The organism is Pseudomonas fulva NBRC 16637 = DSM 17717 (assembly GCF_000730565.1).
Lineage (GTDB): Bacteria > Pseudomonadota > Gammaproteobacteria > Pseudomonadales > Pseudomonadaceae > Aquipseudomonas > Aquipseudomonas fulva.
Window position 1 is genome coordinate 62,166 of the sequence record NZ_BBIQ01000017.1, and the last position, 26,935, is coordinate 89,100.

General features: G+C 62.2%; 23 protein-coding genes. 12 read left to right on the forward strand and 11 right to left on the reverse strand.

Annotated features, from left to right (window positions below; translation table 11 throughout):
- Window positions 1–92: 92 nt before the first annotated feature.
- Entirely contained in the window at window positions 93–3,914 is a 3,822-nt protein-coding gene (locus PFU01S_RS16555) for a sensor domain-containing protein (RefSeq protein ID WP_042139699.1), read from the reverse strand.
- A 247-nt stretch (window positions 3,915–4,161) separates the two neighbouring features.
- Here PFU01S_RS16555 and PFU01S_RS16560 point away from each other — a divergent pair, with 247 nt between their 5' ends.
- The 3 genes from PFU01S_RS16560 to gdhA all read left to right on the forward strand — a co-directional run bounded on the left by PFU01S_RS16560 (window position 4,162) and on the right by gdhA (window position 8,061).
- On the forward strand, window positions 4,162–4,557 hold the full coding sequence (locus PFU01S_RS16560; RefSeq protein ID WP_028688085.1) for a hypothetical protein: 396 nt from the start codon (window positions 4,162–4,164) through the stop codon (window positions 4,555–4,557).
- A 207-nt stretch (window positions 4,558–4,764) separates the two neighbouring features.
- Window positions 4,765–6,432 (forward strand): energy-dependent translational throttle protein EttA, encoded by a 1,668-nt coding sequence (ettA, locus tag PFU01S_RS16565; protein WP_028688086.1) that lies wholly within the window; start codon window positions 4,765–4,767, stop codon window positions 6,430–6,432.
- A 288-nt stretch (window positions 6,433–6,720) separates the two neighbouring features.
- On the forward strand, window positions 6,721–8,061 hold the full coding sequence (gdhA, locus tag PFU01S_RS16570) for an NADP-specific glutamate dehydrogenase (protein WP_028688087.1): 1,341 nt from the start codon (window positions 6,721–6,723) through the stop codon (window positions 8,059–8,061).
- Between the two features lie 84 nt (window positions 8,062–8,145).
- Here the strand turns inward: gdhA and PFU01S_RS16575 are convergent, their stop codons facing one another.
- The 4 genes from PFU01S_RS16575 to PFU01S_RS16590 form a co-directional block, all read right to left on the reverse strand.
- A complete protein-coding gene (locus PFU01S_RS16575) occupies window positions 8,146–8,643 on the reverse strand; it encodes a GreA/GreB family elongation factor (RefSeq protein ID WP_027915479.1) in 498 nt (165 codons plus the stop codon).
- 70 nt (window positions 8,644–8,713) lie between these two features.
- Window positions 8,714–9,064, reverse strand: a complete 351-nt coding sequence (locus tag PFU01S_RS16580) for a hypothetical protein (RefSeq protein WP_027915478.1) — start codon at window positions 9,062–9,064, stop codon at window positions 8,714–8,716.
- Between the two features lie 143 nt (window positions 9,065–9,207).
- Complete coding sequence (locus PFU01S_RS16585) at window positions 9,208–11,061, reverse strand: Lnb N-terminal periplasmic domain-containing protein (RefSeq protein ID WP_028688088.1); 1,854 nt, start codon at window positions 11,059–11,061, stop codon at window positions 9,208–9,210.
- Between the two features lie 72 nt (window positions 11,062–11,133).
- Window positions 11,134–11,622 (reverse strand): DUF3015 domain-containing protein, encoded by a 489-nt coding sequence (locus PFU01S_RS16590; RefSeq protein WP_023533283.1) that lies wholly within the window; start codon window positions 11,620–11,622, stop codon window positions 11,134–11,136.
- Window positions 11,623–11,875: 253 nt separating this feature from the next.
- Here PFU01S_RS16590 and PFU01S_RS16595 point away from each other — a divergent pair, with 253 nt between their 5' ends.
- From PFU01S_RS16595 to bamJ, 4 genes are all read left to right on the forward strand, one after another.
- A complete protein-coding gene (locus PFU01S_RS16595; RefSeq protein ID WP_027915476.1) occupies window positions 11,876–14,314 on the forward strand; it encodes a Lon protease family protein in 2,439 nt (812 codons plus the stop codon).
- A gap of 156 nt (window positions 14,315–14,470) precedes the next feature.
- Window positions 14,471–14,809 (forward strand): PA4575 family protein, encoded by a 339-nt coding sequence (locus PFU01S_RS16600; protein WP_027915475.1) that lies wholly within the window; start codon window positions 14,471–14,473, stop codon window positions 14,807–14,809.
- Between the two features lie 92 nt (window positions 14,810–14,901).
- Window positions 14,902–15,390 carry a TIGR00645 family protein gene (locus tag PFU01S_RS16605; protein ID WP_003247486.1) on the forward strand — a complete coding sequence of 163 codons (489 nt, stop codon included), beginning with the start codon at window positions 14,902–14,904 and terminating at the stop codon, window positions 15,388–15,390.
- Between the two features lie 121 nt (window positions 15,391–15,511).
- Entirely contained in the window at window positions 15,512–16,129 is a 618-nt protein-coding gene (gene bamJ, locus PFU01S_RS16610) for a BamJ family beta-barrel-assembly machinery protein (RefSeq protein WP_027915474.1), read from the forward strand.
- A gap of 46 nt (window positions 16,130–16,175) precedes the next feature.
- Here the strand turns inward: bamJ and PFU01S_RS16615 are convergent, their stop codons facing one another.
- The 3 genes from PFU01S_RS16615 to PFU01S_RS16625 form a co-directional block, all read right to left on the reverse strand.
- On the reverse strand, window positions 16,176–16,421 hold the full coding sequence (locus PFU01S_RS16615) for a PA4570 family protein (RefSeq protein WP_027915473.1): 246 nt from the start codon (window positions 16,419–16,421) through the stop codon (window positions 16,176–16,178).
- Window positions 16,422–16,504: 83 nt separating this feature from the next.
- Window positions 16,505–16,846, reverse strand: a complete 342-nt coding sequence (locus PFU01S_RS16620; RefSeq protein WP_027915472.1) for a zinc ribbon domain-containing protein YjdM — start codon at window positions 16,844–16,846, stop codon at window positions 16,505–16,507.
- 129 nt (window positions 16,847–16,975) lie between these two features.
- Window positions 16,976–17,944, reverse strand: a complete 969-nt coding sequence (locus tag PFU01S_RS16625) for a polyprenyl synthetase family protein (protein ID WP_027915471.1) — start codon at window positions 17,942–17,944, stop codon at window positions 16,976–16,978.
- Between the two features lie 244 nt (window positions 17,945–18,188).
- On the opposite strand from PFU01S_RS16625, the gene rplU reads away from it, so the two are divergent.
- From rplU to PFU01S_RS16650, 5 genes are all read left to right on the forward strand, one after another.
- Window positions 18,189–18,503: a 50S ribosomal protein L21 gene (gene rplU / locus PFU01S_RS16630; RefSeq protein WP_023533254.1), complete on the forward strand. Its 315-nt coding sequence runs from the start codon at window positions 18,189–18,191 to the stop codon at window positions 18,501–18,503.
- A gap of 38 nt (window positions 18,504–18,541) precedes the next feature.
- Entirely contained in the window at window positions 18,542–18,799 is a 258-nt protein-coding gene (gene rpmA, locus PFU01S_RS16635; protein WP_023533198.1) for a 50S ribosomal protein L27, read from the forward strand.
- 189 nt (window positions 18,800–18,988) lie between these two features.
- On the forward strand, window positions 18,989–20,215 hold the full coding sequence (gene cgtA / locus PFU01S_RS16640; protein ID WP_028688089.1) for an Obg family GTPase CgtA: 1,227 nt from the start codon (window positions 18,989–18,991) through the stop codon (window positions 20,213–20,215).
- Window positions 20,216–20,300: 85 nt separating this feature from the next.
- Window positions 20,301–21,419: a glutamate 5-kinase gene (gene proB / locus PFU01S_RS16645; RefSeq protein WP_028688090.1), complete on the forward strand. Its 1,119-nt coding sequence runs from the start codon at window positions 20,301–20,303 to the stop codon at window positions 21,417–21,419.
- Between the two features lie 2 nt (window positions 21,420–21,421).
- Entirely contained in the window at window positions 21,422–21,877 is a 456-nt protein-coding gene (locus PFU01S_RS16650; RefSeq protein ID WP_371259680.1) for a CreA family protein, read from the forward strand.
- Between the two features lie 203 nt (window positions 21,878–22,080).
- Here the strand turns inward: PFU01S_RS16650 and mksF are convergent, their stop codons facing one another.
- The 3 genes from mksF to mksB are packed head-to-tail and all read right to left on the reverse strand — an operon-like array spanning window position 22,081 to window position 26,895.
- On the reverse strand, window positions 22,081–24,912 hold the full coding sequence (mksF, locus tag PFU01S_RS16655) for an Mks condensin complex protein MksF (RefSeq protein ID WP_028688091.1): 2,832 nt from the start codon (window positions 24,910–24,912) through the stop codon (window positions 22,081–22,083).
- Complete coding sequence (mksE, locus tag PFU01S_RS16660; RefSeq protein ID WP_027915467.1) at window positions 24,909–25,616, reverse strand: Mks condensin complex protein MksE; 708 nt, start codon at window positions 25,614–25,616, stop codon at window positions 24,909–24,911. The genes mksF and mksE overlap by 4 nt, the downstream gene beginning before the upstream one ends.
- Window positions 25,606–26,895, reverse strand: coding sequence for an Mks condensin complex protein MksB (gene mksB / locus PFU01S_RS16665; RefSeq protein ID WP_028688092.1), 1,290 nt, complete (start codon window positions 26,893–26,895; stop codon window positions 25,606–25,608). Before mksB ends, mksE begins: the two co-directional genes overlap by 11 nt.
- Between the last annotated feature and the right edge of the window lie 40 nt (window positions 26,896–26,935).

Sequence of the window (26,935 nt, forward strand, 5' to 3'; positions counted from 1 at the left end):
GTTTCTGGCGTTGCCTGCGCGTGGTGGCGGGCCGGGCGTGACGGGCCCCGCTGGCGTTTCGGCAGCAGCATGAGGGCAGGGCCAGGGGCGACTCAATTGAACATGAACAACGTCTCATTGGCGAATTGCGCCTCGAACTGATGCGCCGGCATCGGTCGCCCGAACAGGTAGCCCTGTACTTCGTCGCACCCGTGTTCACGCAGAAACTCAAGTTGTTCATGGGTCTCGACGCCTTCGGCGATGACCGCCAGGTTCAGGCTGTGGGCCATGGCGATGATCGCCCTGGCGATCTGCGCATCCTGCTCACCTTCGGGCAGGCCGTCGACGAAGGTGCGGTCGATCTTCAACACATCGATCGGGAACTGCTTGAGGTAGTTGAGCGAGGAATAGCCGGTCCCGAAATCGTCCACCGCGATGCTCAGGCCCAGGTTCTTGAGGCTGGCCAGAATCTGCAGCGCTTCGTTTACTTCGCGCATCAGGATGCTTTCGGTCAGCTCAAGCTCAAGACACGCCGGTGGCAGGCCGCTTTCTTCCAGGATGTTGGCGATCCGCGTGCCCAGTTGACCATCGGAGAACTGGCGCGCGGAAATGTTGACCGACACTTTCGGCACACGCACCTTGGCCTTGTGCCAGGCCTTCAATTGTCGGCTGGCTTCGCGCAGTACCCAGTCACCCACGTCCACCACCAGGCCCAGCTCTTCGATGACGGGAATGAAGTCCCCCGGTGGCACCAGGCCGCGGGTAGGATGCCGCCAGCGTAGCAGTGCCTCGGCGCCGGTCAGGCGCTTGCCGTCGCCGCTGAATTGCGGCTGGTAATACAGAATGAATTCGTTCTGCTCCATGGCATGGCGCAGATCGCTTTCCAGTTCCAGGCGCTCCAGGGCACTGGCGTTCATTTCAGCCTGGTAGAACTGGAAGTTGTTCTTGCCGCGCTCTTTGGCGTGGTACATGGCGGTGTCGGCGTTCTTCATCAATTGGCTCAACTCGCCGCCATCCTGCGGGCTGAGTGCGATGCCGATGCTGGCCGTGACGAAGAACTCGCGGTTCTCCAGCACGAACGGCTTGACCAAGCTGCCCAGGATGTTTTCGGCCACGTGAATGGCGCGGTTCAATGCCAGCTCGCGAGTAGGCCGAGGCTGGAGCAGCAGCGTGAATTCATCGCCGCCCATGCGCGCGACCGTATCGTCCTCGTCCACGCAGGCCAGCAAGCGCAGGGCCATGTCCTTGAGCATGCGATCGCCCGCGGCATGGCCCAGGGAGTCGTTGATGGGCTTGAAACGGTCCAGGTCCAGGAACATCAACACCACCCAGGCCTTCTGCCGCTCGGCCTGCTGCAAGGCGTTGTACAGCCGGTCCTGGAACAACGTACGGTTGGGCAAGTGGGTCAGGGCGTCGTAGTAGGCCAGGCGGTGAATGCGCTGTTCGCTGGCCTTGCGTTCGCTGATGTCGGTAAAGAAGCACACGTAGCTGGCCAGGTCGCCTTCATCGTCCAGCACGGCAGTGATGCCTACCCAGGCCGGGTAGTGATCGCCATCACGGCGCTTGAGCCACACCTCGCCCTCCCAGCTGCCACGCTGGTTGAGCTGCTTGAGAATATAGCGCAGGTGCGCCTGCTGCTGGTCGTTCATCACCAGCATGCTCGGCAGTTGGTCCAGCACCTCGCTGACTGCGTAGCCGCTGACCCGGCTGAAGGCCTCGTTGGCCTGCACGATGTAGCCGGCAGGGTCGGTGATCAGAATGGCCGAAGTCGAGTGCTCGAAAACCGTCGCGGCCATGCGCAGGTCTTTCTCCGCCCGGCGCTGCTGGCTGATGTCGCGACCTACCCCCAGTACGCCCTCGAAACGCTGATCGTCATCCCAGACCAGTACCAGGCGCAACTCGATGGGGATCTTGCGGCCGTCGGCGCGCAGGCAGTCGAACAGGAACAGCTGGGTCGGCAACTGGCCACGCAGTTCGGCCAGTTGAGCCGGATCGTCCATCGCCTTGCTTACCCGCTCCATCAACCCGTAGATGCCAGTGAGCTGGGCGGGGTTGGCGATGATCGAATGCCACCCGTTGGCGAAGATCCAGTCGGCGTGATAGCCCAGCACGCTTTGCACCGAGGGGCTTACGTAGTCGAGCTTGAGCTGGCTGTCGGTGGAGAAGATCACGTCACTGATGCTTTCGGCCAGCATCCGGTAGCGCTGTTCGCTGTCGCGCAGCGACTGGCTCGCCTCGATCTGCACGGTCACGTCCTTGCCCACGCCGATGATGCGCGTCACCCGGCCGTCGGCGTCACGCGCCAGCACCTGCTCGCGTATGTCGTAGCAGCGCCAGTTGCCATCGCGGTGCCGGAAACGCAGCTGGCAATGCAGCGGCAAGTCATGGCCGTTGTCGAGCTGCTGTTGGCGCAGGTCCTGGTAATGCGCAGCGTCTTCGGGGTGCAGCAGCAGCTCCCAGAAGCGGTCGCCCATGCGGGCCAGTTCCGTGCGGTCATACCCCAGCGTCTGGCCCAGGTGACGGTTGCTGAAGATCATCCGCTGGCTGTGGATATCCTGGACGTAGAGCTGATCCGGCACGGTACGCACCACGTCCGACCAGAACCGCTCGCGTTCGAGCAGCGAGAGCTCCACTTTCTTGCGGCTGGTGATGTCGCTGATGCTGAGGATCACGGCCTGGTAATTGCGGCGCAATTGCGGCAGGCGCGCTGTCAGCCACAGGTGCAGCTCGCCGCCATGCGCAGCAGGCAGGCGCACCTCGAGCTCCAGGGACGGGCGTTGGTCGATCAAGGCGTCGAGCAACTGCATACCGACACTGTCCTGGCCGTCGCCGCTGTCGTCGATCAGGCGCTGCCAGGCTTGCTGGTGATCTTCGATATGAAGCAGCTGGCGCGCCACCTGGTTGATTTCGGTGATCTTCAGTTGCGCCAGGAGCGAGCGGCGCAGTTGAGGGTCCAGCATCAGGCTGTGCTTGAGTGCGGCGCGGTTGCGCAGGTGATAGCGGTCCAGTTGGCCGGGCAAGCTGGACAGGTCGAGCACGCACAGGGCCACACCTGTGCCTTCGAAGATCTCTTGATAGCGTCGGCGATCTTCCTGCAAGGCCCGCTGGCGGCGGCGCATGTTGACCAGGGCCAGGACCGGGAGCAGGGCGCAGAACAGCACCAGCAGGCATTTGCCTATCAAGGCAGGCAGCAGGTCGTTGCGCGCCTGTTCAGCATCGAACAGGCCGCGCAGTTGCCAGGCACTATTGTCGATGAACGCCAGCATGACGCTCTGCAAGGGCGCGTCGGGGCGCTCGGAGGCCAGGTAGCGTTGCAGCACCTCGCCCGTACGGCTGTTTTCCAGCAGCCACAACAGCTGATCGGCCTCATGCAGATGGCCAGTAAGCGCGCGGTAGTAATCAGGTGACAAGCGCAGCAGCCAATGGCCTTGGCCTGGCGACTGGCTCAGCAACAGGTACACGCTGGCGTTGCTGGGCGCATTGGTAAAGAAATAGGGCCGCTCCTGGTTGAGCCTCAGCACCTCACCGACGACTGCGTGATCGTCGCTGGCAGGTGCACTGTCGGCAACGATTTGCCCGGCTCCGTCTATCCAGACCACGCTGCGCAGCGCGGGCATTCGTTCGCGCAGCGTATCCACCAAGCCGCCAGCTGTCGGTGCCGCCACGGTGGGATAGGGCTGGAGCAGGTTGATGGCTTGCTGCGCCTTGAGCGCCATGTTCAAACCCAGGTGGTCCGCCAGTTCGGTCGTGTCTTCCAAACGCTTGTCGCGCAGCTCGGCCTGGGTAAGGCTGAACTGCGCGAACAGCTGCCACAGCAGCAACCCGAGCAGAATCAGGGCGAGCAGTGCCAGCGCACCCTTGATCGACCCGCGCAGACTGGCAGCGGGCGCCTTGGACGCGCTACGCGATGACGGCGGTGGAGTGAGTTTGATCAAGCGTCGATCCTGCGATGGGCCTGGCGATGGCAGGGAGGGGTCGGGCATGGCGTATGCTTTTTTTATGAGGTAACCGATGCGCGGTGGCGCACTATAAGCCGACCACTCGAAACCGGCTAGCATGCCTCGCATTATGGCAAAGTGCCAGTGCCATTCATGCTTCCGACCGCTCGTATTCGGCAAGCACGTGCCTGCTGTGCGAGAATGCCGCCCGCTTTACATGACACTGCTTGGGAGATGTTCGGTTTTGGTTACTCATTTTTCCATCAATGGCCTCGATTCCGCCTGTGGGCGCAGCAGTCAGACCCTTGTCAGCTCTGCCGTGACCGAGGACGTATCCTGCAAATCGTGCCAACGCTCGCTGGCAAAGCCCGAGGCGGCCACGTCAACCAAGCGCAAGGCGCCATCGCTGGCCGAGCTGCGCACGTCTGCCAAGGCACCCGTCCCAGCTGCAGTCGTTGCCGACGCACCGCGCCCGGCGGCGGCATCGGTCACGTCCGGCACCTCTGTCAATCGTGTCGCCGCTGCGCAACCTGCGCGCCCGGACGGGTTCTGCGTCAAGTCCGCCTGGGCCGCGCGCCTGGCCGAGCAGGGCGACCGTTGCCGGCTGCCACGGGGCAAGGCGCGCCAGCGTCACGTCTGAACAAGGGCTGCTCGCCAGGCGCGACTACAGGGCAAGGCTGCTGCTGCCGGACCACCGCTTCAGGCCTGCGCCGCCGGCGCGGCGCCTCCTATCAAATACTGCGCGTTGGCGTAGAATGGTCCACTTTGTTCAACGACACCCGACCCCTGGCCGACCCGCTGGGGCGATCGTCGATGTCTTTACCTATCTGAATTAGAGGGCTTGGTTTTGGCTCAATACGTCTACACCATGCATCGGCTGAGCAAGGTCGTGCCGCCGAAGCGGGAAATCCTGAAGAACATTTCCCTGTCGTTCTTCCCTGGCGCCAAGATCGGCGTGCTGGGCCTCAACGGCGCAGGTAAATCGACGCTGCTGCGGATCATGGCGGGCGTCGACAAGGAATTCGACGGCGAAGCCCGTCCGATGCCTGACATCAACGTGGGCTACCTGCCCCAGGAGCCTCAGCTGGACCCGAGCAAGTCGGTCCGTGAGGTGGTCGAGGAAGCCGTCAGCGTCATCAAGGACGCCCAGGCGCGTCTTGACGAGGTCTACGCGGCCTACGCCGAGCCGGACGCCGACTTCGACAAGCTGGCTGCCGAGCAGGCCAAGCTCGAATCCATCCTGCAGGCCGCCGACGGGCATAACCTGGAACGCCAGCTGGACGTCGCCGCCGACGCGCTGCGCCTGCCGGCCTGGGATGCACGCATCGAGCACCTCTCCGGTGGCGAGAAGCGCCGTGTCGCCCTGTGCCGCCTGCTGCTGTCGGCCCCCGACATGCTGCTGCTCGACGAACCGACCAACCACCTGGACGCTGACTCGGTCGCCTGGCTCGAGCGTTTCCTGCACGATTTCCCCGGCACCGTGGTGGCCATTACCCACGACCGTTACTTCCTCGACAACGTCGCAGGCTGGATCCTGGAGCTCGACCGCGGCGCCGGTATTCCCTATGAAGGCAACTATTCGGGCTGGCTGGAAGCCAAGTCCGATCGTCTGGCCCAGGAATCCAAACAGCAGAGCGCCCATGAAAAGGCCATGAAGGAAGAACTGGAGTGGGTGCGCAAAGGCGCCAAGGCCCGCCAGTCCAAATCCAAGGCACGTCTGCAGCGTTTCGAGGAACTGCAGTCGCAGGAATTCCAGAAGCGCAGCGAAACCAACGAGATCTACATCCCGGCCGGTCCGCGTCTGGGCGACAAGGTCATCGAATTCAAGAACGTCACCAAGGGTTATGGCGACCGCGTCCTGATCGACAACCTGTCCTTCGCCATGCCCAAGGGTGCGATCGTGGGCGTGATCGGGGGTAACGGCGCCGGTAAATCCACCCTGTTCCGCATGCTCATGGGCAAGGAGCAGCCGGATTCGGGCAGCATCGAGATCGGTGAAACCGTGCAACTGGCGTGTGTCGACCAGAGCCGCGAGGACCTGGACGGCGCCAAGACCGTGTTCCAGCAGATTTCCGACGGCTCGGACATGATCCGTATCGGCAACTACGAAATCCCATCGCGCACTTACGTGGGCCGCTTCAATTTCAAAGGGGGCGACCAGCAGAAGTTCGTCAAGGACCTCTCGGGCGGTGAACGTGGCCGTCTGCACCTGGCCCTGACCTTGAAAGAGGGCGGCAACGTCCTGCTGCTCGACGAACCGTCCAACGACCTCGACGTCGAGACCTTGCGTTCCTTGGAAGAGGCACTGCTGGACTTCCCCGGCGCCGCCATCGTGATTTCCCACGACCGTTGGTTCCTGGACCGCGTCGCGACTCACATCCTGGCATACGAAGACGACTCGAACGTGGTGTTCTTCGAAGGCAACTACACCGAGTACGAAGCCGATCGCAAGAAGCGCCTGGGTGATGCCGCCGCACAGCCGCACCGTGTGCGTCACAAGAAGCTGGCGAAATAAGCCAGCGTCTGCTGCACAGAAATGGGGCCCTCAGGGGCCCCATTTTCGTGCGTGCTTCACAATTTGTTCGGATTCTGTCCATAGGTCATGAAGGGCTACGGCAGGCCTTCTGGTAGCTGACATCTAGTGGGCCGCGCCTGAGTTGCCGTCTGAGCGGTTTGTATACATTTACATAAAACGCACCAAATTATTTCAATAAAACGACATTTCGCCCTGTTGCAGGGCAATTGCTTCTTGGTACATTCGGGAAAAACCAATAAGTCCAATCCTCTTGGTGAGATGTCTACCATGATCGAATCCGTCGACAATTTCCTTGCACGCCTGCAACAGCGTGACCCTGGCCAACCCGAGTTTCACCAGGCCGTCGAAGAAGTGCTGCGCACCTTGTGGCCCTTTCTGGAAGCCAACCCTCACTACCTGCAAGCGGGCATTCTCGAGCGCATGGTCGAGCCTGAGCGTGCAGTGTTGTTCCGGGTGTCGTGGGTGGACGATCACGGCAAGGTTCAGGTCAACCGCGGTTACCGTATCCAGATGAACAGCGCCATTGGCCCCTACAAGGGCGGCCTGCGCTTCCACCCTTCGGTGAACCTCAGTGTTCTGAAATTCCTCGCATTCGAGCAAGTCTTCAAGAACTCCCTGACCTCGCTGCCCATGGGCGGTGGCAAGGGTGGGTCTGACTTCGATCCCAAGGGCAAGAGCGACGCCGAAGTGATGCGCTTCTGCCAGGCCTTCATGAGCGAGCTGTACCGTCACATCGGTGCCGACTGCGATGTTCCGGCCGGGGACATCGGAGTAGGGGCGCGCGAGATCGGCTATATGTTCGGGCAATACAAGCGTCTGGCCAACCAGTTCACCTCCGTGCTGACCGGCAAGGGCATGACCTATGGCGGCAGCCTGATTCGTCCGGAAGCCACGGGCTATGGCTGTGTGTATTTTGCCGAGGAGATGCTCAAGCGCCAGGGCCAGCGCATCGACGGCCGTCGCGTGGCGATCTCGGGCTCGGGCAACGTCGCGCAATACGCCGCGCGCAAGGTGATGGACCTGGGGGGCAAGGTGATCTCGCTGTCTGATTCCGAAGGTACCTTGTACGCCGAAGCGGGCCTCACCGACGCGCAGTGGGAAGCGGTGATGACCCTCAAGAACGTCAAGCGCGGCCGCATCAGCGAGCTGGCCGGGCAATTCGGCCTGGAGTTCCGCAAGGGCCAGACGCCGTGGAGCCTGGCCTGCGACATCGCGCTGCCATGCGCGACGCAGAACGAACTGGACGTCGAGGATGCCAAGGCACTGTTGGCCAACGGCTGTATCTGCGTCGCAGAAGGCGCCAACATGCCCACGACCCTGGCGGCTGTGGACATCTTCCTTGAAGCTGGCATCCTCTATGCGCCGGGCAAGGCGTCCAATGCGGGTGGCGTTGCGGTGTCGGGCCTGGAAATGTCGCAGAACGCCATGCGCTTGCTGTGGACTGCTGGCGAAGTGGACAGCAAGCTGCATGGCATCATGCAGTCGATTCACCACGCCTGCGTTCACTATGGTGAAGAGGGCGATGGCCGGGTCAACTATGTCAAAGGGGCCAACATTGCGGGCTTCGTGAAGGTGGCCGATGCGATGCTGGCCCAAGGGGTCGTCTGATCGCGTGAGGCTTGGCAGCCCATCGTCGGTACACCAGTTACAGGCATATTGGAGAGGTCTCGCCGGGTCGGCTGCGGTGGGCTGTCAGCCCGCCCCTTCGATCTCGATGATCTCGATAGCCTGTTCACCGACGGGGCGGCGCCATGTCACCTCATCTCCCGGGGCTGCGCCCAGCAAGGCCCTGCCCAGGGGTGAGCCCCAGTTGATCAATCCACGCGCCGCGTCAGCCTCATCTTCGCCTACCAGGCACACCAAGTGTTCCTGGTCCTGATCGTCGATGAACCTGACGCGGCTGCCTATCTGCACTTTTTCGGTGGACAGGGCTGTCGGCACCACTTGGGCACTGTGTACCCGCGCGGCGAAATACCGCAGATCACGCTCGATTTCGGCCAATCGCTGTTTGTCGGCACGCTCGCCCTGAGCCTGCAACTCACTGCGCAACGTATTGAGTTCGGTCAGCCGTTGCTGCAGTTGGCGCAGGCCGTTGGCGGTGACGTAATTGGGCTGGTCGCTGACACGCCGCTCGACGGGTTGGTCGGCCTGGGCGGCGGCCTGGTCTTCGTTGACAAATGCTCGGCTCATGAGTGCCTCCTTGTGCAGAAGACCATCATGGCAGGGGCGGGGTTTCAAGCAATGCCCACCTGCGACGTCTTCAACGCCAGGCGCGGGCAGCGCCGCGGTCTTTCTCCTGCTGCCACTCACGGTCCCGTTCGTCCCAGAAACGCTCGTGGTAGCGCTGCTGTTCGGCCCGCTCCTGCATGGCCTGGCATTGGCGAAAGCCATCGTCCCAGCCGGACTCGTACTGCCGTTCTTGAAGGTAGCGCGGCACGTTCTTGCGAAAATCACCTGCCGGCACGCCCGCGGCCTGACGGCCGCTGCTGCACCCGTCCTCGAAGCCATCGGCGTAGGCAGGGGGAAACCCCTGGCCAAGCATCTGCTCGTGAGTCGTTTCGCACCCCGACAGCAGCATCGCCACGCACAGACCCAACCAGAACCGCCACATAGACCTTGCCCTCATGCCGTCCAGGTGAAGTCTAGAGGGCCAGTTGTGGGCGTGCTGTCAAAACCGTGTCAAAGACTGGTTGAGGCGGGCCACAGGCCGGAACATCGCCGTAAACATGAACGCTTTCACACCAGACCAGACCCTCAGTAGTGATACCACTTCACTTCCAGCATCACCTCGTTCTGCGCCGTGGACAGGTGGCTGAACTGGCGCGAGGCACTCAGGCGCAGTCCCAGGTTCTGGCTGATTTCCCACTGCTGGTTCAGGCTGACGCTACGGCGCACTTCGCCATTGGTGAAGTAATCGCCCTTGGCCTCCAGCGTCATGTTGCCAAGCCCATTGCGCCACAGCAGCCCGCCATTGAAACCTGCGGCAGGTGCGATGAACTGCGCGAAGTCATTGTGGTGTTCTACACGGACTGTACCCAGTGCAAAGCCCAGCAAGTCATCACCCAGCTGCCAGGTGCCACCGGCGCCACCATTGACGTGGCTCACCAGCACCTCGTCATCGTGTTTGCCCGGCACCCGCTCAAGGCCGCCGGCCACTTGCCACGACCACGGCTTGAGCAGTTCGTTGCGCGGTGTCAGCGAACGAATGGTCGCCAGGTCCAGGCGTTGCACTTGCCAGTCATTGCCTTCGTACTGGCGCACTTTCAGTTGCAAGATCTCGATCTGCGCCCCCAATGGGAAGCCGTAGGCGTTGTCGTTGAGATCATGGTAAGCCATGCGCAGGCCATATTCGGCATAGGCGCGGTCTTCGCGCGTGCCCACGCCCAACTGCCAGGTACGCGAGTCATGGCCGTCCTCGGGCAACCCCGGGCGCTCGATGGCCAACGGCGGCGGCGGGTTGCTGTTGATCGCGCGTAGCAGTTCGAAGCTGCGCTTGGCCTGACCGGGGTCACGTTCCTGGCCATTGGCGCGGTAGCGCTCAAGGCGGTAGGCAGCGTCTTGTATCAAGGCCTGCCGCTCGCGGGGCAGGGCCTTGAACGCGGGGTTTTGCAATTGCGCAGTGTCGGCGCTTACGGCCAGCACCTGGCGTTTCTCGTCATGGTCCAGTGGCGCTGCACGCGCCAGCAGTTCGCGCTCGCGCGAGGGGCGGTAGAGTTCACTGGCGACCAAGCCTGATTGTTTCACCGCCTTCACGGTGTCGGTCGGTATGGCGGTCAGCGGGAACTGCGAGGTCAGGTCCAGGCCTGGCCGAGCCACCTGCAGCAACTCCAGCAGGCGATAGGAGCAGTTCTCGTCGAAGAAGAAGTAGTCGAACTGAATCTGTTTCAGTTCCCAGACGTGCTCGACCATGCGGCCTGTTTCTTCCGGCGTGAGGTCTAGCTGGTATTCCCACAGGTCGCGGTTTTCCAGGCTGCGGTATTCCGACAGTTTCTCCTGATAGGGCATCAGCGCGAACAGGCCGGGATAACCACCGGCCAACCCTTTCCAGGCATACAGAATGCTGTTGTCGCTGCCTTCGATGTACGCGCCGAAGTTGATCGCGTAGCTGAGCAGCGTGGTGGCGTCACTGCGGGTAGTGGACTGGTCGATGCGCAGCAGCGTGTGCCCGAACATCGACGAGGGGCTGTTCAGGTAGGCAGCCGGGAAGATCAACGCAGCGCTGTGCGGGTCGATCGACTGGTACCAGGTCTTGAATTCCTGGCACTGGGGTTGCGGCAAATCCTGTAGGCCAAGTTGCTCTTTCAGCCAGCGAGTGCGGGCCGGGAATACACACTGAGCGTGCTTGTCGCCCAGGCTTGCCGGGGCATACAGCGCCTGCACCGTCGCTTTCAGCTCACGGTCCGGATGGTGTGCGCCATCGTGGGCAAGGAAGAATGCGTCATCGTCTACGTAGCTGCGCCAGCCACCGAGCTTACCGGTTTCGTAATGGCCCAAAGCAATCCAGTAGGGGGTACTGGCCAGTTGCTGGAGACGGCCTTGATCCAGCATCGGCGCAGCATGAACAGGGGCGCAGAACAACAGCGCCAGAGAGGCAAGGCGTTTGAGCATATCGGGCAACTACTTCCAGACGATGCCGAAGAAAGAGAGACCCGCCCCGGAACCGGGGCGGGAAACGCGCGTTTAGGCTTCGGTAGCGTACTTGGCCAGGCGTGGGTCGTTCTTCAGAACGGCCAGGGTGTTGCTGTGCACGGTTTCAGCATTGACATCGGCGCTGCTGAAGATCTGGTTGAAGTGATCGTGGGTGACCGATGCGAAGTGCGCACGGTCTTCCGGCGCCACGCCCAGTACCACGGCGTAGGTGGTCAGTGCTTCACCCTGACCCATGGCCATGTCTTCGGAAAGCTCGTTCATCATGCCGTTCATGGCGAACCACGATTTGCCGCCGTAGGTCAGTGCAGACTTGGTGGAGCAGCCGTTGGTGCCGGAGGTCATGCCGAAGGTGGCGTTACCGGAAGTGCCGTTGGTGGTGGAAGCCAGGAAGTGTGCCGGAGTGCCGCGCTGGCCTTCGAACAGCATGTTGCCCCAGCCGCAATTCGGGCCGCCTGGCGCGTCGGCCATGGCGTTGAGCGAAGCGACGGTGAACAGAGTACCCAGAAGAATCCGTTTCATAGCATTTATTCTCTATTTGACTTAAACCAAGGGTCAGGTTTCTGGCAACTCGGGTGCCAGGTCGGGAAAGCATTTCACCCACCCGCGCAAGTTGGAGTTTAGGCATGTTCCAAAGGTTGCGTTACCGATTGCGAAAAATTTGCTTGTACAAGACACCGTCGCGCCTGCGACATAAATCCCGAGGAGCCTTGCAACCCGCGCGCAGGCAGCGCCAGAATGCTGCGTATCTGCCCCGCCGAAGTAAGGAAACCCAATGCCCGATCCTGTCGCTGCGCGCCTGCGTCTTGCGCCTGAAGCCCTCACCCGGCGTTTCTCTCCCGAGCAGTTTGCTTTCACCAATACCGACGATCTGGAGCCGTTTCGCGGCGTACTGGGCCAGGAGCGTGCTGTCGAGGCCCTGCAATTCGGCGTGGCCATGCCGCGCCCCGGCTACAACGTATACGTGATGGGCGAGCCCGGTACCGGCCGGTTCTCGTTCGTCAAGCGTTACCTCAAGGCGGAGGGCAAGCGTCAGCAGACCCCATCCGACTGGCTTTACGTCAACCATTTCGACGACACCCGCGAGCCGCGAGCCCTGGAATTGCCATCGGGCAGTGCCGGGGACTTCATCGCTGACATGAACGGGTTGATCGACAACTTGCTGGCGACATTCCCGGCCGTGTTCGAACACCCCTCGTACCAGCAGAAAAAAGGCGCCATCGACCGCGCCTTCAACCAGCGCTACGACCGCGCGCTGGATGTGATCGAGCGCGCTTCGCTGGAAAAGGACGTGGCCTTGTACCGCGATGCCAGCAACGTGGCCTTCACGCCGATGGCAGACGGCAAGGCCCTGGATGAGGCCGAGTTCGCCCAGTTGCCTGAGCACGTGCGCGAACAGTTTCACGAAGACATCGCCCTGCTCGAGGAGCGTTTGAACGAAGAGCTGGCCAGCCTTCCGCAATGGAAGCGTGAGTCGAACAACCAGTTGCGCCAGCTCAACGAAGAAACCATTACCCTGGCACTTGAGCCTTTGCTCGCACCGCTGTCGGAAAAGTACGCCGAGAACGCTGCCGTGTGTGCCTACCTGCAATCGGTGCAACTGAACCTGTTGCGCACGGTGGTCGAGCAACTGGTCGAGGACAGCAAGACAGACGCCGTGGCGCGCAAGATGCTCGAGGAGCAGTACGCACCCAGCCTGGTCGTGGGCCATCATCATGACGGCGGGGCGCCGGTGGTGTTCGAGCCGCACCCGACCTACGACAACCTGTTCGGTCGCATCGAGTACAGCACCGACCAGGGCGCGCTCTACACGTCGTACCGGCAGTTGCGTCCGGGAGCCCTGCACCGGGCCAACGGCGGCTTCCTGATCCTGGAAGCCGAGAAAATGCTGGGTGAGCCCTTTGTCTGGGATGCGCTCAAGCGCGCCCTGCAATCGCGCAAGCTCAAGATGGAGTCACCCTTGGGCGAGCTTGGCCGGGTGGCGACCGTCAGCCTTACCCCGCAGGTGATCCCGCTAAACGTCAAGCTGGTGATCATCGGCTCGCGTCAGTTGTATTACGCGCTGCAGGACCACGACCCGGACTTCCAGGAGATGTTCAGGGTGCTGGTGGATTTCGACGAAGACATGCCCATGGTCGACGAGAACCTGGAGCAGTTCGCCCAACTGCTGCGCACCCGTACCAACGAGGAGGGCATGGCGCCCTTGACCAGCGACGCCGTGGCCCGGCTAGCGACCTACAGCGCTCGCCTGGCTGAAAACCAGGCACGGCTCTCGGCCCGGATCGGCGACCTGTTCCAGCTGGTCAGCGAGGCCGACTTCATTCGTCAGCTGGCCAACGACGAAATGACCGATGCTGGCCATATCGAACGTGCACTCAAGGCCAAGGCCACACGCACCGGGCGGGTCTCGCAGCGGGTGCTGGACGACATGCTGGCCGGCATCATCCTGATCGACACTCAGGGCGCGGCCATCGGCAAGTGCAATGGCCTGACCGTGCTGGAGGTGGGCGACTCGGCATTCGGCATGCCCGCGCGTATCTCGGCCACCGTGTACCCGGGCGGTAGCGGTATCGTCGACATCGAGCGCGAGGTAAACCTGGGCCAGCCTATCCACTCCAAGGGGGTGATGATCCTGACCGGCTACCTGGGCAGCCGCTATGCCCAGGAATTCCCGCTGGCGATCTCGGCCAGCATCGCCCTGGAGCAATCCTACGGTTACGTGGACGGCGACAGCGCCTCGCTAGGTGAGGCCTGCACGTTGATCTCGGCCCTTTCGCGCACCCCGCTCAAGCAGTGCTTCGCGATCACCGGTTCCATCAACCAGTTCGGTGAAGTGCAGGCTGTCGGGGGTGTGAACGAGAAGATCGAAGGGTTCTTCAGGCTCTGCGAAGCCCGTGGCCTGACCGGTGAGCAGGGGGTGATCATCCCGCGCGCCAACGTGGCCACGCTCATGCTCGACGAACGTGTGTTGCAGGCGGTCGAGAGTGGCACCTTCCATGTGTATGCGGTCAGCCAGGCAGATGAGGCGTTGAGCCTGCTGGTAGGCGAGGAGGCGGGTGTGCCTGACGAGAAAGGGCAGTTCACCGAGGGTAGCGTCAATGCACGCGTCGTCGAACGGCTGCGCGAGATTGCCGAGATGATCAGTGAGGAAGACATCGAGAAGGCGGAAAAGGAGCGCCTTGAAGAGGTGATCGCGCAAGCCAAGCCTGCTTGAGTCAAGAAACCGGCGCTGGCGGCCAATGGCTACCGTTCGGCGCCGGTTTTCCATCTTGTGCTGACGCTCTTCTATGCTGAACCAAGGACGACATCAGTGTTCAGGATGAAGACAGCCCGTTTGCTGGGCTGAACGGAGCTTTCGGAGGACGCGGCCATGCGCAACCTCAGCCTTACACGTCAGTGCCTGGGCCTTGTGACCCGCATCGAATGCAGTATCCGGCCACTGGCTGGCGATACCGGTATGTGGACGCTGCTGTTCGCCGCCGGCATGGCCGGTGAGCAACCCTCGGCAGTAAAGGCCCAAGGGCCGTTTCACGGGCCGCAGGTGGCCGAGTCCGTGCTCAATGCCATCGTCGACAGCCTGACCCTGCACGGGTATCAGCTCAACGAAGACCCGCCCATCTGGTGCCTGCACCTGCAGGCGCAGTTGCGGCGCATGAACGGCGAGCGCACCAAAAACCTGGGCGACTACCAGTTCCATCCTGAGACCTGAACAGGCCGGGACGGTCATCCAGCTTTTGCTGCATGAGGCGGCTGGCTATACTCGCGGTCGTTTTTCCAGCCACCTACGAGTCCCCATCCTCCATGGAACGTATTCTCGAAAATGCGATGTATGCCTCCCGCTGGCTGCTCGCCCCCATCTACTTCGGCCTGTCCCTGGGCCTGCTGGCCCTTGCGCTGAAATTCTTCCAGGAAGTGGTCCATGTCCTGCCCAACGTCTTTGCCTTGAGCGAAGCCGACCTGATCCTGGTGATCCTGTCGCTGATCGATATGTCGCTGGTCGGCGGGCTGTTGGTCATGGTGATGATTTCCGGCTATGAGAACTTCGTTTCGCAGCTGGATATCGACGAGAGCAAGGAAAAGCTCAACTGGCTCGGCAAGATGGACTCCTCCTCGCTGAAGATGAAGGTGGCTGCGTCGATCGTGGCCATCTCGTCCATCCACCTGTTGCGGGTGTTCATGGATGCCCAGAACATCTCCACCGATTACCTGATGTGGTACGTCATCATCCACATGACCTTCGTGGTCTCGGCGTTCTGCATGGGTTACCTGGACAAGCTCACCAAGCACTAGCCTCGACTTCAGCTGCACGCGGGGGTCTGCCGCGTGCAGCTAGGTGCCTCTCGATATGCTAGGCTGCTCGCCCTTTTCATCAAGGGCGTGGCTGCGCTGCGCCCTGCAGTGGAGCATGACAATGTCCGAGATCAACCTGTCTACCGACGAAACCCGCGTCAGCTACGGCATCGGCCGTCAGCTGGGTGGCCAGCTGCGCGACAACCCGCCGCCAGGGGTGAGCCTGGAAGCGATCGTGGCCGGCCTGACCGACGCCTTCAACGGTGCAGACAGCCGCGTCAGCGAGGCCGATCTGTCGGCCAGCTTCCAGGTTATCCGTGAAGTGATGCAAGCCCAGGCAGCCGCCAAGGCCGAGGCTGCAGCGGCTGCCGGCAAGCAGTTCTTGGCCGACAACGCCAAGCGCGACGGCATCGTCACCCTGGATTCGGGCTTGCAGTACGAAGCGCTGAACACCGGTGAAGGCGCCAAGCCATCGCGCGAAGACCAGGTGCGTGTGCACTACCACGGCACCCTGATCGACGGCACCGTGTTCGACAGCTCGTACGATCGTGGTCAGCCGGCCGAATTCCCGGTTGGGGGCGTGATCGCAGGTTGGACCGAAGCCCTGCAATTGATGAGCGCCGGCAGCAAGTGGCGCCTGTATGTGCCAAGCGAATTGGCCTACGGTGCCCAGGGTGTCGGCAGCATCCCGCCGCACAGCGTACTGGTGTTCGACGTCGAATTGCTCGACGTTCTGTAATACCGCTGGGGCCGCATTGCGGCCCTTTCCCAGCTCGCCAGATGTGTCAGTTCCAGTCTGTCCCCATCGGGCGCAACGCCCGTGCGTAGCAGAACAGAAACAGGTTGCGCACCAGCTCCTTCAGTACCCCAGGCTCATTCGAATTCAGCCCGCGCAGGTCCAGGTCGCCCTGGTCGCGCAGTTCATCCAGCGCCTCTGCTTCGAGCACCGCGCACACCTCACCGGTCTCCCGATGAAGAATGCGCAGGTATGGGTGAGGGCGGTCCAGCCAGGCATCGATCAGATAAGTCATGACTATTCTCCTTGGATAACTTTCCAATGAGAATAATTCTTATTATCAAAATAGCAAGAACCAATTGGCGGATCTGGATGAAATCAGACCTTGCGCACGAATTCCGATTTCAGCTTCATCGCGCCAATACCGTCGATCTTGCAGTCGATATCGTGGTCACCGTCGCACAGGCGGATGTTCTTGACCTTGGTGCCGACCTTGACCACCAGGGACGAGCCCTTGACCTTCAAGTCCTTGATCACGGTCACGGTGTCGCCGTCCTGTAGCACATTGCCGACGGAATCTTTTTTCACCACGTCGTCATTGGCAGATTCGGCTTCGCCGCTGGCCGACCACTCGTGGGCACATTCAGGGCAGATCAGCTGCGTGCCATCCTCGTAGGTGTATTCGGAATTGCATTTGGGGCAGGGTGGCAACGTACTCACTTGGGTTCCTCGAACAGACAGGCGGAAAAAGCCGCCATTGTAGAAGGTCTGGTTTCAGAAGTGATTATGTCCGGACAAAAGTCCGCAGCGGTTCGAGGGACGAACCGCGTGTGGGGAAGGGACGTGCCGTTAGTGAGTGCGTGCGACGGCGAACTGGCTGAGTTCGACCAGCGCATCCCGGTATTCGCTGGCAGGGAGCACTTCCAGGCACTCGATGGCGCGCTTGACGTAATCCTGCGCCAGGGCTGCGGTGTACTTGAGCGCACCCGATGCCTCTACCGCAGCGCGGATCTGCTCCAGGTCTTCAAGGCCGCCTTTCTGGATGGCCTGGCGTACCAGTGCTGCTTGCTCGGCAGTGCCCTCGCGCATGGTGTAGATCAAGGGCAGGGTGGGCTTGCCCTCGGCCAGGTCGTCGCCCACGTTCTTGCCCAGTGCCTCGGCGTCACCTTCATAGTCGAGCAGGTCGTCGACCAACTGGAAAGCCACGCCCAGGTGGTCACCGAACATGCGCAAGGCCTCGCGCTGGGCATCGGAAGCCTGGGCCAGGGCCGCAGCACTGTGGGTGGAGGCTTCGAACAGCATGGCGGTCTTGCCGCGGATGACGTCCATGTAGACGTCCTCGGTGGTGCTGGCGTCGCGAACCCGCGACAGCTGCAGCACTTCACCCTCGGCAATGACCCGGGTCGCCCTGGACAGGATCTGCATGACCGGCATCGACCCCAGCTCGACCATCATCTCGAACGAGCGGGAATAGAGGAAATCACCGACCAGCACGCTTGGGGCGTTGCCCCACAGGGCGTTGGCCGTGGAGCGGCCGCGGCGCATGCCCGACATGTCGACCACGTCATCGTGCAGCAGGGTGGCGGTGTGCAGGAATTCGATGGTTGCCGCCAGCAGCCGCAGGTCGTCGCCCCGGTGGCCCAGGGCCTTGCCGCACAGCAACACCAGCAATGGGCGCAGGCGCTTGCCACCGGCCGACGTGATATAGTCGCCGATCTTCGATACCAGCGGCACGCGCGAGGTCAGCTGCTTCTTGATGATCTCGTCGACGGCGCTGAAATCGTCAGCCACCGCACGGTAGAAGGTTTGGGGTTGCATCGGCTGCTCCAGTGAGGTTGCGCGGCATGCTAGGTTGCGGGTCCCGGTGTGTCAAGGCACGGTGCCAGTCGGTCGGGCGCTGCACTTGCAAGCAAAACCTGTGTTGCGTACAATCGCGCACCCTAACTTCCTGGGCAGCACCTGCCTTACGCAATTGCGCCGGGCCGTTCCAGCCCTGTGCAGCCATGCCAGCCAATACTCATCATATAAAGCGCTGGGTGAGCAGGATTATCGGAGAAATACCATGTCTTACGCAGTAATCGTTACCGGCGGCAAGCAGTACAAAGTCGCTGAAGGTGAATTCCTCAAGGTCGAGAAACTGGAAGTCGCCACTGGCGAATCCGTGACTTTCGATCGCGTTCTGCTGGTCGCCAACGGTGAAGAAGTCACCATCGGTGCTCCAGTTGTTGCTGGCGCTAAAGTAGTGGCCGAAGTCGTTTCGCAAGGCCGCCACGACAAGGTTCGCATCATCAAGTTCCGTCGTCGTAAGCACCACATGAAGCGCATGGGCCACCGCCAGTGGTTCACCGAGATCAAAATCACCGGCATCCAGGCTTAATCCCCTAGATCCCCTGAATTTATTTGGAGAATTGAACCATGGCTCACAAGAAGGCTGGTGGTAGTACTCGTAACGGTCGCGACTCAGAATCGAAACGCCTTGGCGTGAAGATGTATGGCGGCCAGGTTATCAAGCCAGGCAACATCATCGTCCGCCAGCGCGGCACCGAATTCCACCCAGGCTACGGCGTGGGCATCGGTAAAGATCACACCCTGTTCGCCAAGATCGAAGGCGTGATCAAGTTCGAGAAGAAAGGCGAGTTCAACCGCCGTTACGTGAGCATCGTCGCAGCCTAATCGCGACGTCGCTCCAGAAGCCCCGTCATGCGACGGGGCTTTTTCGTTTGTGGTGAGCCTCTTGCAAAGCTGTTTGTATGGGTTGCCGGCGTGGGTTTCTACGGTCGTACGGGGCCGCCGCGCTCATTTTTGCAAGAGCCTCATGTTTATCAGTGTTCAACTCGTCGGAAGGCGAGAGGCGGTTTTTGAATGAAGTTTGTTGACGAAGTATCCATTCGGGTCAAAGCCGGTGACGGCGGTAACGGTTGCATGAGCTTCCGTCGCGAGAAGTTCATCGAGAACGGTGGCCCCAACGGCGGCGATGGCGGTGACGGTGGTTCGGTGTTCATGGTGGCAGACGAGAACCTCAACACCCTGGTCGACTATCGCTACACCCGTCACCACGAAGCTCAGCGCGGCGCCAATGGCGGCAGCACCGACTGCACCGGCAAGAAGGGTGAAGACCTGTTCCTGCGTGTGCCGGTGGGCACCACGGTCATCGATGCCTCCACGCAGGAAGTGATCGGTGACCTGGTCAAGCCGGGGCAGAAGCTGATGGTCGCTCAGGGCGGCTGGCACGGCCTTGGCAACACCCGTTTCAAATCCAGTACCAACCGCGCACCGCGCCAGACCACTCCAGGTAAACCGGGTGATCAGCGCGACCTGAAGATGGAAATGAAAGTGCTGGCCGATGTAGGCCTGCTGGGCCTGCCGAATGCGGGCAAGAGCACCTTCATCCGCTCGGTATCGGCCGCCAAGCCGAAAGTGGCCGATTACCCGTTCACCACCCTGGTGCCAAACCTGGGCGTGGTCAGTGTCGACCGCTGGAAAAGCTTCGTCATCGCCGACATTCCTGGGCTGATCGAAGGTGCCTCCGACGGTGCTGGCCTGGGCATTCGCTTCCTCAAGCACCTGGCGCGTACCCGTGTTCTGCTGCACCTGGTGGACATGGCGCCGCTGGACGAGAGCAGCCCGGCCGATGCCGCCGAAGTCATCGTCAACGAGCTGACCCGCTTCAGCCCGTCGCTGGCTGAGCGTGAGCGCTGGTTGGTGCTGAACAAGGCCGACATGGTCATGGACGACGAGCGCGACGAGCGGGTCAAGGAAGTGGTCGAGCGCCTGCAGTGGGAGGGCCCTGTGTATGTGATCTCGGCCATCTCCAAGCAAGGTACCGAAAAGCTCAGCCACGACCTGATGCGCTACCTCGAAGACCGCGCCGACCGCCTGGCCAACGACCCGGCCTATGCCGAGGAGCTGGCTGACCTCGACCAACGCATTGAGGACGAGGCTCGCGCCCAGTTGCAGGCCCTGGACGATGCCCGCACCTTGCGCCGCACCGGTGTCAAGAGCGTGCACGACATCGGCGATGACGATGACTGGGATGATGATTTCGAGGACGACGAAGACGGTCCGGAAATCATTTACGTGCGCGACTGATCGGTTGCAGTACACTAAACGCCGCTCGCTTGAGCGGCGTTTTTGTATCCACGGTATCTACAGATTCGACATAGGTTGGAAGACGATGCGAAGCAAGGTGACGGGCGCCAGGCGCTGGGTCGTGAAGATTGGCAGTGCGCTGCTGACCGCCGATGGCAAAGGCCTCGATCGCGGCGCCATGGCCGTGTGGGTCGAGCAGATGGTCGCGCTGCGTGAGGCGGGCGTGGAGTTGGTGCTGGTCTCCTCGGGCGCCGTGGCTGCCGGCATGAGCCAGCTGGGCTGGACGTCACGCCCCAGTGCGATGAACGAGCTGCAGGCAGCAGCGTCCATCGGCCAGATGCGCCTGGTGCAGGCCTGGGAGTCGAGTTTTGGCGAGCACGGCAAGCATACCGCGCAGATCCTGCTGACCCATGACGACCTGTCCGACCGCAAACGCTACCTCAATGCGCGCAGCACCCTGCGCACCCTCGTCGAGCTGGGCGTGGTGCCGGTGATCAACGAAAACGACACAGTGGTGACCGACGAGATTCGCTTCGGTGACAACGACACTCTGGCGGCGTTGGTGGCTAACCTCGTGGAAGCCGACCTGCTGGTGATCCTGACCGACCGTGACGGCATGTTCGATGCCGACCCGCGCAACAACCCCGATGCGCAACTGATCTTCGAAGCCCGTGCCGATGACCCGGCGCTGGACGCCGTGGCGGGCAGCACCGGTGGTGCACTGGGGCGCGGCGGTATGCAGACCAAGCTGCGCGCTGCACGCCTGGCGGCACGCTCTGGTGCCCATACCATCATCATTGGCGGGCGCATCGAGCGCGTGCTCGATCGTCTCAAGGCCGGTGAGCGGTTGGGCACCTTGTTGTCGCCTGAGCGCGGCATGCTGGCAGCCCGCAAGCAGTGGCTGGCGGGTCATCTGCAGACCCGCGGCACGCTGGTGTTGGACGAGGGAGCGGTACAGGCGCTGCGCCAGGCCAACAAGAGTTTGCTACCAGTGGGCGTCAAGGCTATCCAGGGCAGCTTCCGACGTGGCGAGATGGTGGTGTGCGTGGGCCCTGACGGGTTGGAAGTGGCCAGGGGCCTGGCTAACTACAGTGCCCTGGAAGCGCAGAAGATCATTGGACAATCCTCCGACGCCATCGCGACTATCCTGGGTTATAGCGCCGAGCCTGAGCTGGTGCATCGTGACAATCTGGTGCTGGTATGAACATGCTGAAGAAACTGTTTGTCGTGGCAGCCCTTGGGTTGCCGATGCTTGCTGGCGCCGAGGAAATCGGCCAGGTGTCCACTGTCTTCAAGTTCCTGGGGCCGAACGACCGCATCGTCGTGGAAGCCTTCGACGACCCCAAGGTCGAAGGTGTGACTTGCTACCTGTCGCGGGCCAAGACGGGGGGAGTGAAGGGTGGACTGGGGTTGGCCGAGGATCGCGCCGAGGCCTCGATCGCCTGCCGCCAGGTAGGGCCGATCAGTTTCAAGGGCGAGCTCAAGGATGGCGATGAGGTGTTCAAGGAGCGCACATCGCTGGTGTTCAAGACCATGCAGGTGGTGCGCTTCCTGGACAAGAAGCGCAATACGCTGGTGTATCTGGTGTATAGCGACCGCATCGTCGAAGGCAGCCCGCAGAATGCCGTGACGGCGATTCCGATTCTGCCGTGGGCTCAGTGACGGGTAGGCCTGGTCGATTTCGAGTTGAAAACGTGCAGGTGTCGAGGCACGTGCAACTGACGTGAACCGCATCTAGAGGCTGTCGTTTGCCACGGTGGCCTCGGCATGACACGGGACGGGCCGCTATGGGAGGCAGAACAGTTCCAGCATCTCGGCTTCGCAACGCCCACTGTCGGGGCCGCTCTGCGGCCCCACAATCTCCGTCAGATAACCACTTCACCCTGATCTTCGCGTACCACCACCTTCACCTCCTCCAGCGGGCTGATGAACTTCCAGTCCGATTCGTCGATATAGATGCCGTTGGGGCCGCTGCCGCCTTCCAGGTCGATGGCCACGTGTGCCGAGACCTGCGGCTTGACGCTCGCCAGAATCGGCACGAACCCCAGCTGCAGGCTGGTCTCCAGCAGTGCCGCCTGGTTGCGTTCGTCGATGTCCGCCGCTTCGTCCAGGTAGTACGGCAGGCGCACACGTCCGGCCAAGTCACGGTCCATCAGGTGCAGCAACAAATACATGTTGGTCAGCGCCTTGATGGTCATGGTCGTACCGTTCGAAGCCGCGCCGTCGATGTCGGCGTGGATGATCGGCTGGCCGTTGACCTTGGTGATCTCGAACGCCAGCTCGAACAGGTCCTTCAACCCCAATTGGTTATGGTTCGCGGCGACCAGGCGCGCCAGGTATTCCTTGGCCTGCTCGTTACGGTTGTCCTGGTCGGCGTTCTGGGTGAGGTCGAACACCGACAGGGTTTCGCCTTCTTCATACTGGCCGGCACTGTGGATGATCTGGTCGATGTGCTTGAGTGCCTCCTTGTTCGGTGCCAGCACCACGCGGAAGCTTTCCAGGTTCGAGACCTGGCGCCGGTTGATCTCGCGGTTGAACAGGGCAAGCTGGTGCTCGAGGCTGTCATAGTCGCTGCGGATGTTGCGCAGGGTACGGGCAATGTCGGTCACGGCAGCGCGACGCGCCTTGGCCAGGGTCAACGCCTCGTCGGTGCGGTGGGCATAGGCGTTGACCAGCAACTGCAGGCGACGCTCCATGTCGTCCTCGCTGTCGAACTTGGCCACGCCTTTGAGGCGTACCTGCGCGTACAACGCTTCGATCTGGTTATCCACCCGCTGCAGGCTCTGCCAGCTGTCCTGGTAGTCGTTGAGCAATGGCAGCAGGTTGTCCATGGAGTCGTCGATGGCCTCCATGAACGGGGTGCCGAGGGGCAGGTCGACCGGTAGCAGCTGACGGCGGCGCAGTGCGTCGTCCAGGGTACGTTGCTTGGACTCAAGGTCGCCCAACTGGCGCGCCACCAGTTGCAGTTTGGCCGACAGCTGCTGCACGCGCTCGGTGAACGCATCGCTGGAGCGCTTGAGCTCATCCTGGGCGGCCTCCATCTGTGCGAGCTGTTCGAGCTTGGCAGGCTCTTCGGCGGCCAGGGTCTGGCTGCGGCGGTAGTCTTCCAGGGCTTTCTGGGCGTCGAGTACCTGCTGGTACAGCGCTTCGGTCTGCGCCTTGGAAGCCGAGCGGTCGGCGCTTACTGCCTGCTGGGTCTTGAGCTGGCGCAGCTCCTTGTCCAGGCGCTCCCTCTGATCACGCAGCGCGGCGCGGTCAGCCAGCGCCTGCAAAGCCGGTGGGTCGATGTGGGTCAGGTCGATGGACAGACCCGGCGCCTCGAAACGCTCACCTTTGAAGCGGTCGAGCACCGCTTCAAGGGATTTCACCCACAGGTCGCTGTCGTCCAGCTCGATGCCACGCTCACCCAATGGCAGGCTGAACAGGGCGCCGTTGAACAGGCGCATCAGGCGGTCGACATCCTGCTGCGAGAACTCTTCGCGCAAGCGGGCGTAACTGTTGTTGTCGGCGTGGTCGAGCTGCTGCTTGACCTGCCTGAGGCGTTTTTCCAGGTCGCCAACGCGCTGGTCGAGGTCTTCGGCACTGAACTGACGGGACTGGGCCAGGGCGCCTGCGAGCTCGTCATGGGCATCCTTGGCCGCCAGCAACTGCTGTTCCAGCACCTTGACGTCATCGACCAACGCAAAACGATGGCGTAACACCGACAGCTCGCCCAGCCAGCGCTGGATGCCAGTGATCTCACGCTCAAGGCGCATCAGCTCCTGGGTGCCGCCGCGCTGATCGTTTTGCAAGCGGTCCTGTTCACCCCGGTAATGCTCGGCCTGGATGACCAGTTCTTCCTTGCGCGCCATGGCGTAGTCCTGCCAGGTACCCAGCAGGTTGTCGAGTACCGGCGAAATCCGGTGCAGCTTGCCGCGCAGGATGTCGCGTTGGGCGACGCCGCCGGCCAGCGCCTCGACCAGCGGACCGGCGGCGACCAGGGCGTTGTAGTCCTGTTCCATGCGTCGCACATCGCGGAAGGCTTCTTCGCAGGCGGCAATGTAGTCGACGCTGCCAGAACGCAGGCTGTGCTCGAAGGCATCGAGGAACAGCTGCTTGAGCTTGGCCGCCGTGATTTCGCGCATGTGCAGCAGGTTGATGAACAGCGCGCGGAAGGTCTTGAGGCTCTGCTCGCTGGTCGAGCGCAGCGGGATCAGGGTCAGGTCCAGGGGCACCGAGGTATGGCCGCCGACCAACAGGCGGCGCAGCTCGTCCGGCTTGAGCTCGTAGGCTTTAATGCCTTTGCTTTCAAGGTTGGTGAACAGCTCTTTCTGGCGCAGACACGTGTCGTTTTTCTGATAGTGCGCCAGGTCCAGCTCGCCCTGGTAGGCGAAGAACTGGTGCCCGAAGCCGCCACCCGGCCCACGGCCGACGACACCGATCACGTGCGGGCCGTGGGGCAGGCTCAGCTCGCAGAGGATGTACGAGGTATCGCTGGCAAAGTAGAAGCGGCGCGACTGCTCCAGGCTGTACTTGCCGAAGCTCATGTCCGACATGCGGGCCAGGATCGGGAACTGCAGGGCGTTGATCGATGCCGACTTGCCCAGGTTGTTGGCCCCGTACACCGACAGCGGATGCTCCAGTGGGAACAAGCCCAGGCTGTAGCCGGCCGTGTTGAGCAATGCGAAGCGGCGGATGCCGTAGCGTTCCTGGCTCATGCGTCGATCTCCTGTTGCTCTTGGCGAATGGCACGAGCCAAGGCCTGCTCTTCGTCTTCCTCAGCCTCGAACGGCGTCAGGTCGAGCGGGTCGTCGGTGTGTTCAGGCATTGGCTCGGCGGGGTCTTCGGCCAGCACTGGCGTGGGCAAGGGCAGGGCGCTGTGCAGCGTTGCCGCCAGGTCCCGGTCCTGCTGCACGGCCAGGCAAACGTCCAGGAACCGGTGCATCGGCGGCAGGAAACGGTAAATGCCACCTTCTTCATGGGCGAAGCCGAGCTGGGTCATACGGCGCAGGATCTTTTCTTCCAGGTCCTCGACGGTCTGCACCTCGGCCTGCACGAACAGGTCCCGGTACTTGTCGAGCAACGAAGGCAATTCGTCGCGGCCAACGCTGCCGCCGTCGAGCACCGCGATCGGGTCACGGCCTTGATCGGCCAGGTGCTCGACCAGGATGAAGGTGAACAGCGACAGGCGCTGCGCCGTCTTGTTGACCTGGGCCGCCGTCATGTCCGGCACGAAGTAGTAGAAACCGCGGGTGTCGCACACCAGCTCGAAGCCCAGGGCCTTGAACAGGCTGCGGTACTGGTCCTGGAAGTTGGACAACTGCGCGTACAGCTCCGGGTCGCGGCGGCTGATGTGGAAACCTTTGAACAGCTCGCGGAAGATCGGTGCGAGCTGGGACAGTTCGGAAAGATCAAGATGCATGGGCTGGGCTCGCGTGGGGTTCTGGGGACGCACTGGGGGCGTCTTCGCGGCTGGAGGTCAGGGCGTACGAACGCAGGCTGACGCGGTGTTCCTGGGTGTCGTAGTCACGGCGCTCGAGGCGCTCGCGGTTGAAGCGTTTTTCCCGTGACAAGCGCGAGAACCAGTACAGCAGTTCGTCGGTGGCGCCTTCGGGCTCCTGCTCCAGCAGCCACACCATCAGGTCTGGCAGTGGCAGCGCCTGTTCACAGCGTTCCGTCATTTCCTTGACCGTGCGCGGTGCGCGAGGCTTGTCTTCGGACGCGCTCTTGTGCGCCTTGGGGAAGCGCGCCGGCTTGGGCTCGAAGCGCGCCAAGGCATAGACATAGGCTTCGACCTGGCTGGCGCTGCCCAGGAAAGTGCTTTGCGGCCGGGTGAACAACGGCATGGCTGCCTGGGGCAGCGCGTCCAGGCCCTTGCGGCGCACCACCGACAGGGCCAGGGCAGCGCCACGGGTCACCGCGTTGTGACGCCGTGCTTCCTCGCGCAGCGGCAGCAGCAGTTCACGGGCATGACGCAGGGTCAGCTGGGCGCTGGTCTGCATCTCCAGAATACGCGCATGGGTGCGCAGCAGCATGTCGTCGTCGACCAGGTGGCCAAGGCGCGCCTGTTCCCCGAGCAGTTTCAGCAGCACGGTCTCGACCTTGCGCACCCCTTGCTCGAAGGCGCCGTCGGCGTTGACCAGCTGGATCATCGGCTCGACGTATTCATCCCAGGTGGCCAGCACTTCGGCATAGCGCTGGCGCAAGGGTATCTGCCGGCTGCTGGTCTTGGCCCGCTCGGCTACGGCCACCAGTGCCTGCTCATCGTTGTCGAGCTTTTTCAGCACGTCCCGCACGCGCATGTCCAGGAGCCGCAGTTGCCGCGCCAGATCGTCACTGTCGCGGTTGTCGAAGGCATCCTGGATGTGCCCGGCCAGGCGCTCCAGGTGACGCAGGTAAGCCTCGATCTCCAGGCACAGGCCAAGGCGATGCTCACGGCGCAGATAGGCGAGGAAGTCGTGGATCTGGGCGTTGAGCTCGAAGCGGTTCGGGCTCTTGGCAACGGGCACCAGGATGTCCAGGCGGATCCACACATCGAGCAGTTGGGTGATGTCCTGCGGGGTGCTCTCGATCTGCTGGCGGGCCACATGCTGGCGCAGCTCCACCAGGCTGAGGGTGCCCTGGTCGAAACGCTCGCACAGCGGCTCGATCAGGGCCCAGTGTTCGGCTAGGGCACGCAGGACGCGCTTGGGTTCGATCATCGGCTTGGACTCGTTGCCAAGAAAAAGGGGGCGATTGTAC

Excerpts from the sequence above, each read along its gene's own strand:
- PFU01S_RS16615 (WP_027915473.1), bottom strand. The coding sequence starts at position 16,421 with ATGACTTATCTGATCGATGCCTGGCTGGACCGCCCTCACCCATACCTG.
- PFU01S_RS16650 (WP_371259680.1), top strand. The coding sequence starts at position 21,422 with ATGCTGAAGAAACTGTTTGTCGTGGCAGCCCTTGGGTTGCCGATGCTT.
- PFU01S_RS16595 (WP_027915476.1), top strand. The coding sequence starts at position 11,876 with ATGCCCGATCCTGTCGCTGCGCGCCTGCGTCTTGCGCCTGAAGCCCTC.
- rpmA (WP_023533198.1), top strand. The coding sequence starts at position 18,542 with ATGGCTCACAAGAAGGCTGGTGGTAGTACTCGTAACGGTCGCGACTCA.
- mksE (WP_027915467.1), bottom strand. The coding sequence starts at position 25,616 with ATGCATCTTGATCTTTCCGAACTGTCCCAGCTCGCACCGATCTTCCGC.
- PFU01S_RS16625 (WP_027915471.1), bottom strand. The coding sequence starts at position 17,944 with ATGCAACCCCAAACCTTCTACCGTGCGGTGGCTGACGATTTCAGCGCC.
- PFU01S_RS16590 (WP_023533283.1), bottom strand. The coding sequence starts at position 11,622 with ATGAAACGGATTCTTCTGGGTACTCTGTTCACCGTCGCTTCGCTCAAC.
- mksF (WP_028688091.1), bottom strand. The coding sequence starts at position 24,912 with ATGAGCCAGGAACGCTACGGCATCCGCCGCTTCGCATTGCTCAACACG.
- mksB (WP_028688092.1), bottom strand. The coding sequence starts at position 26,895 with ATGATCGAACCCAAGCGCGTCCTGCGTGCCCTAGCCGAACACTGGGCC.
- PFU01S_RS16585 (WP_028688088.1), bottom strand. The coding sequence starts at position 11,061 with ATGCTCAAACGCCTTGCCTCTCTGGCGCTGTTGTTCTGCGCCCCTGTT.
- bamJ (WP_027915474.1), top strand. The coding sequence starts at position 15,512 with ATGTCCGAGATCAACCTGTCTACCGACGAAACCCGCGTCAGCTACGGC.
- PFU01S_RS16580 (WP_027915478.1), bottom strand. The coding sequence starts at position 9,064 with ATGTGGCGGTTCTGGTTGGGTCTGTGCGTGGCGATGCTGCTGTCGGGG.
- proB (WP_028688090.1), top strand. The coding sequence starts at position 20,301 with ATGCGAAGCAAGGTGACGGGCGCCAGGCGCTGGGTCGTGAAGATTGGC.
- PFU01S_RS16605 (WP_003247486.1), top strand. The coding sequence starts at position 14,902 with ATGGAACGTATTCTCGAAAATGCGATGTATGCCTCCCGCTGGCTGCTC.
- gdhA (WP_028688087.1), top strand. The coding sequence starts at position 6,721 with ATGATCGAATCCGTCGACAATTTCCTTGCACGCCTGCAACAGCGTGAC.
- rplU (WP_023533254.1), top strand. The coding sequence starts at position 18,189 with ATGTCTTACGCAGTAATCGTTACCGGCGGCAAGCAGTACAAAGTCGCT.
- PFU01S_RS16575 (WP_027915479.1), bottom strand. The coding sequence starts at position 8,643 with ATGAGCCGAGCATTTGTCAACGAAGACCAGGCCGCCGCCCAGGCCGAC.
- cgtA (WP_028688089.1), top strand. The coding sequence starts at position 18,989 with ATGAAGTTTGTTGACGAAGTATCCATTCGGGTCAAAGCCGGTGACGGC.
- PFU01S_RS16600 (WP_027915475.1), top strand. The coding sequence starts at position 14,471 with ATGCGCAACCTCAGCCTTACACGTCAGTGCCTGGGCCTTGTGACCCGC.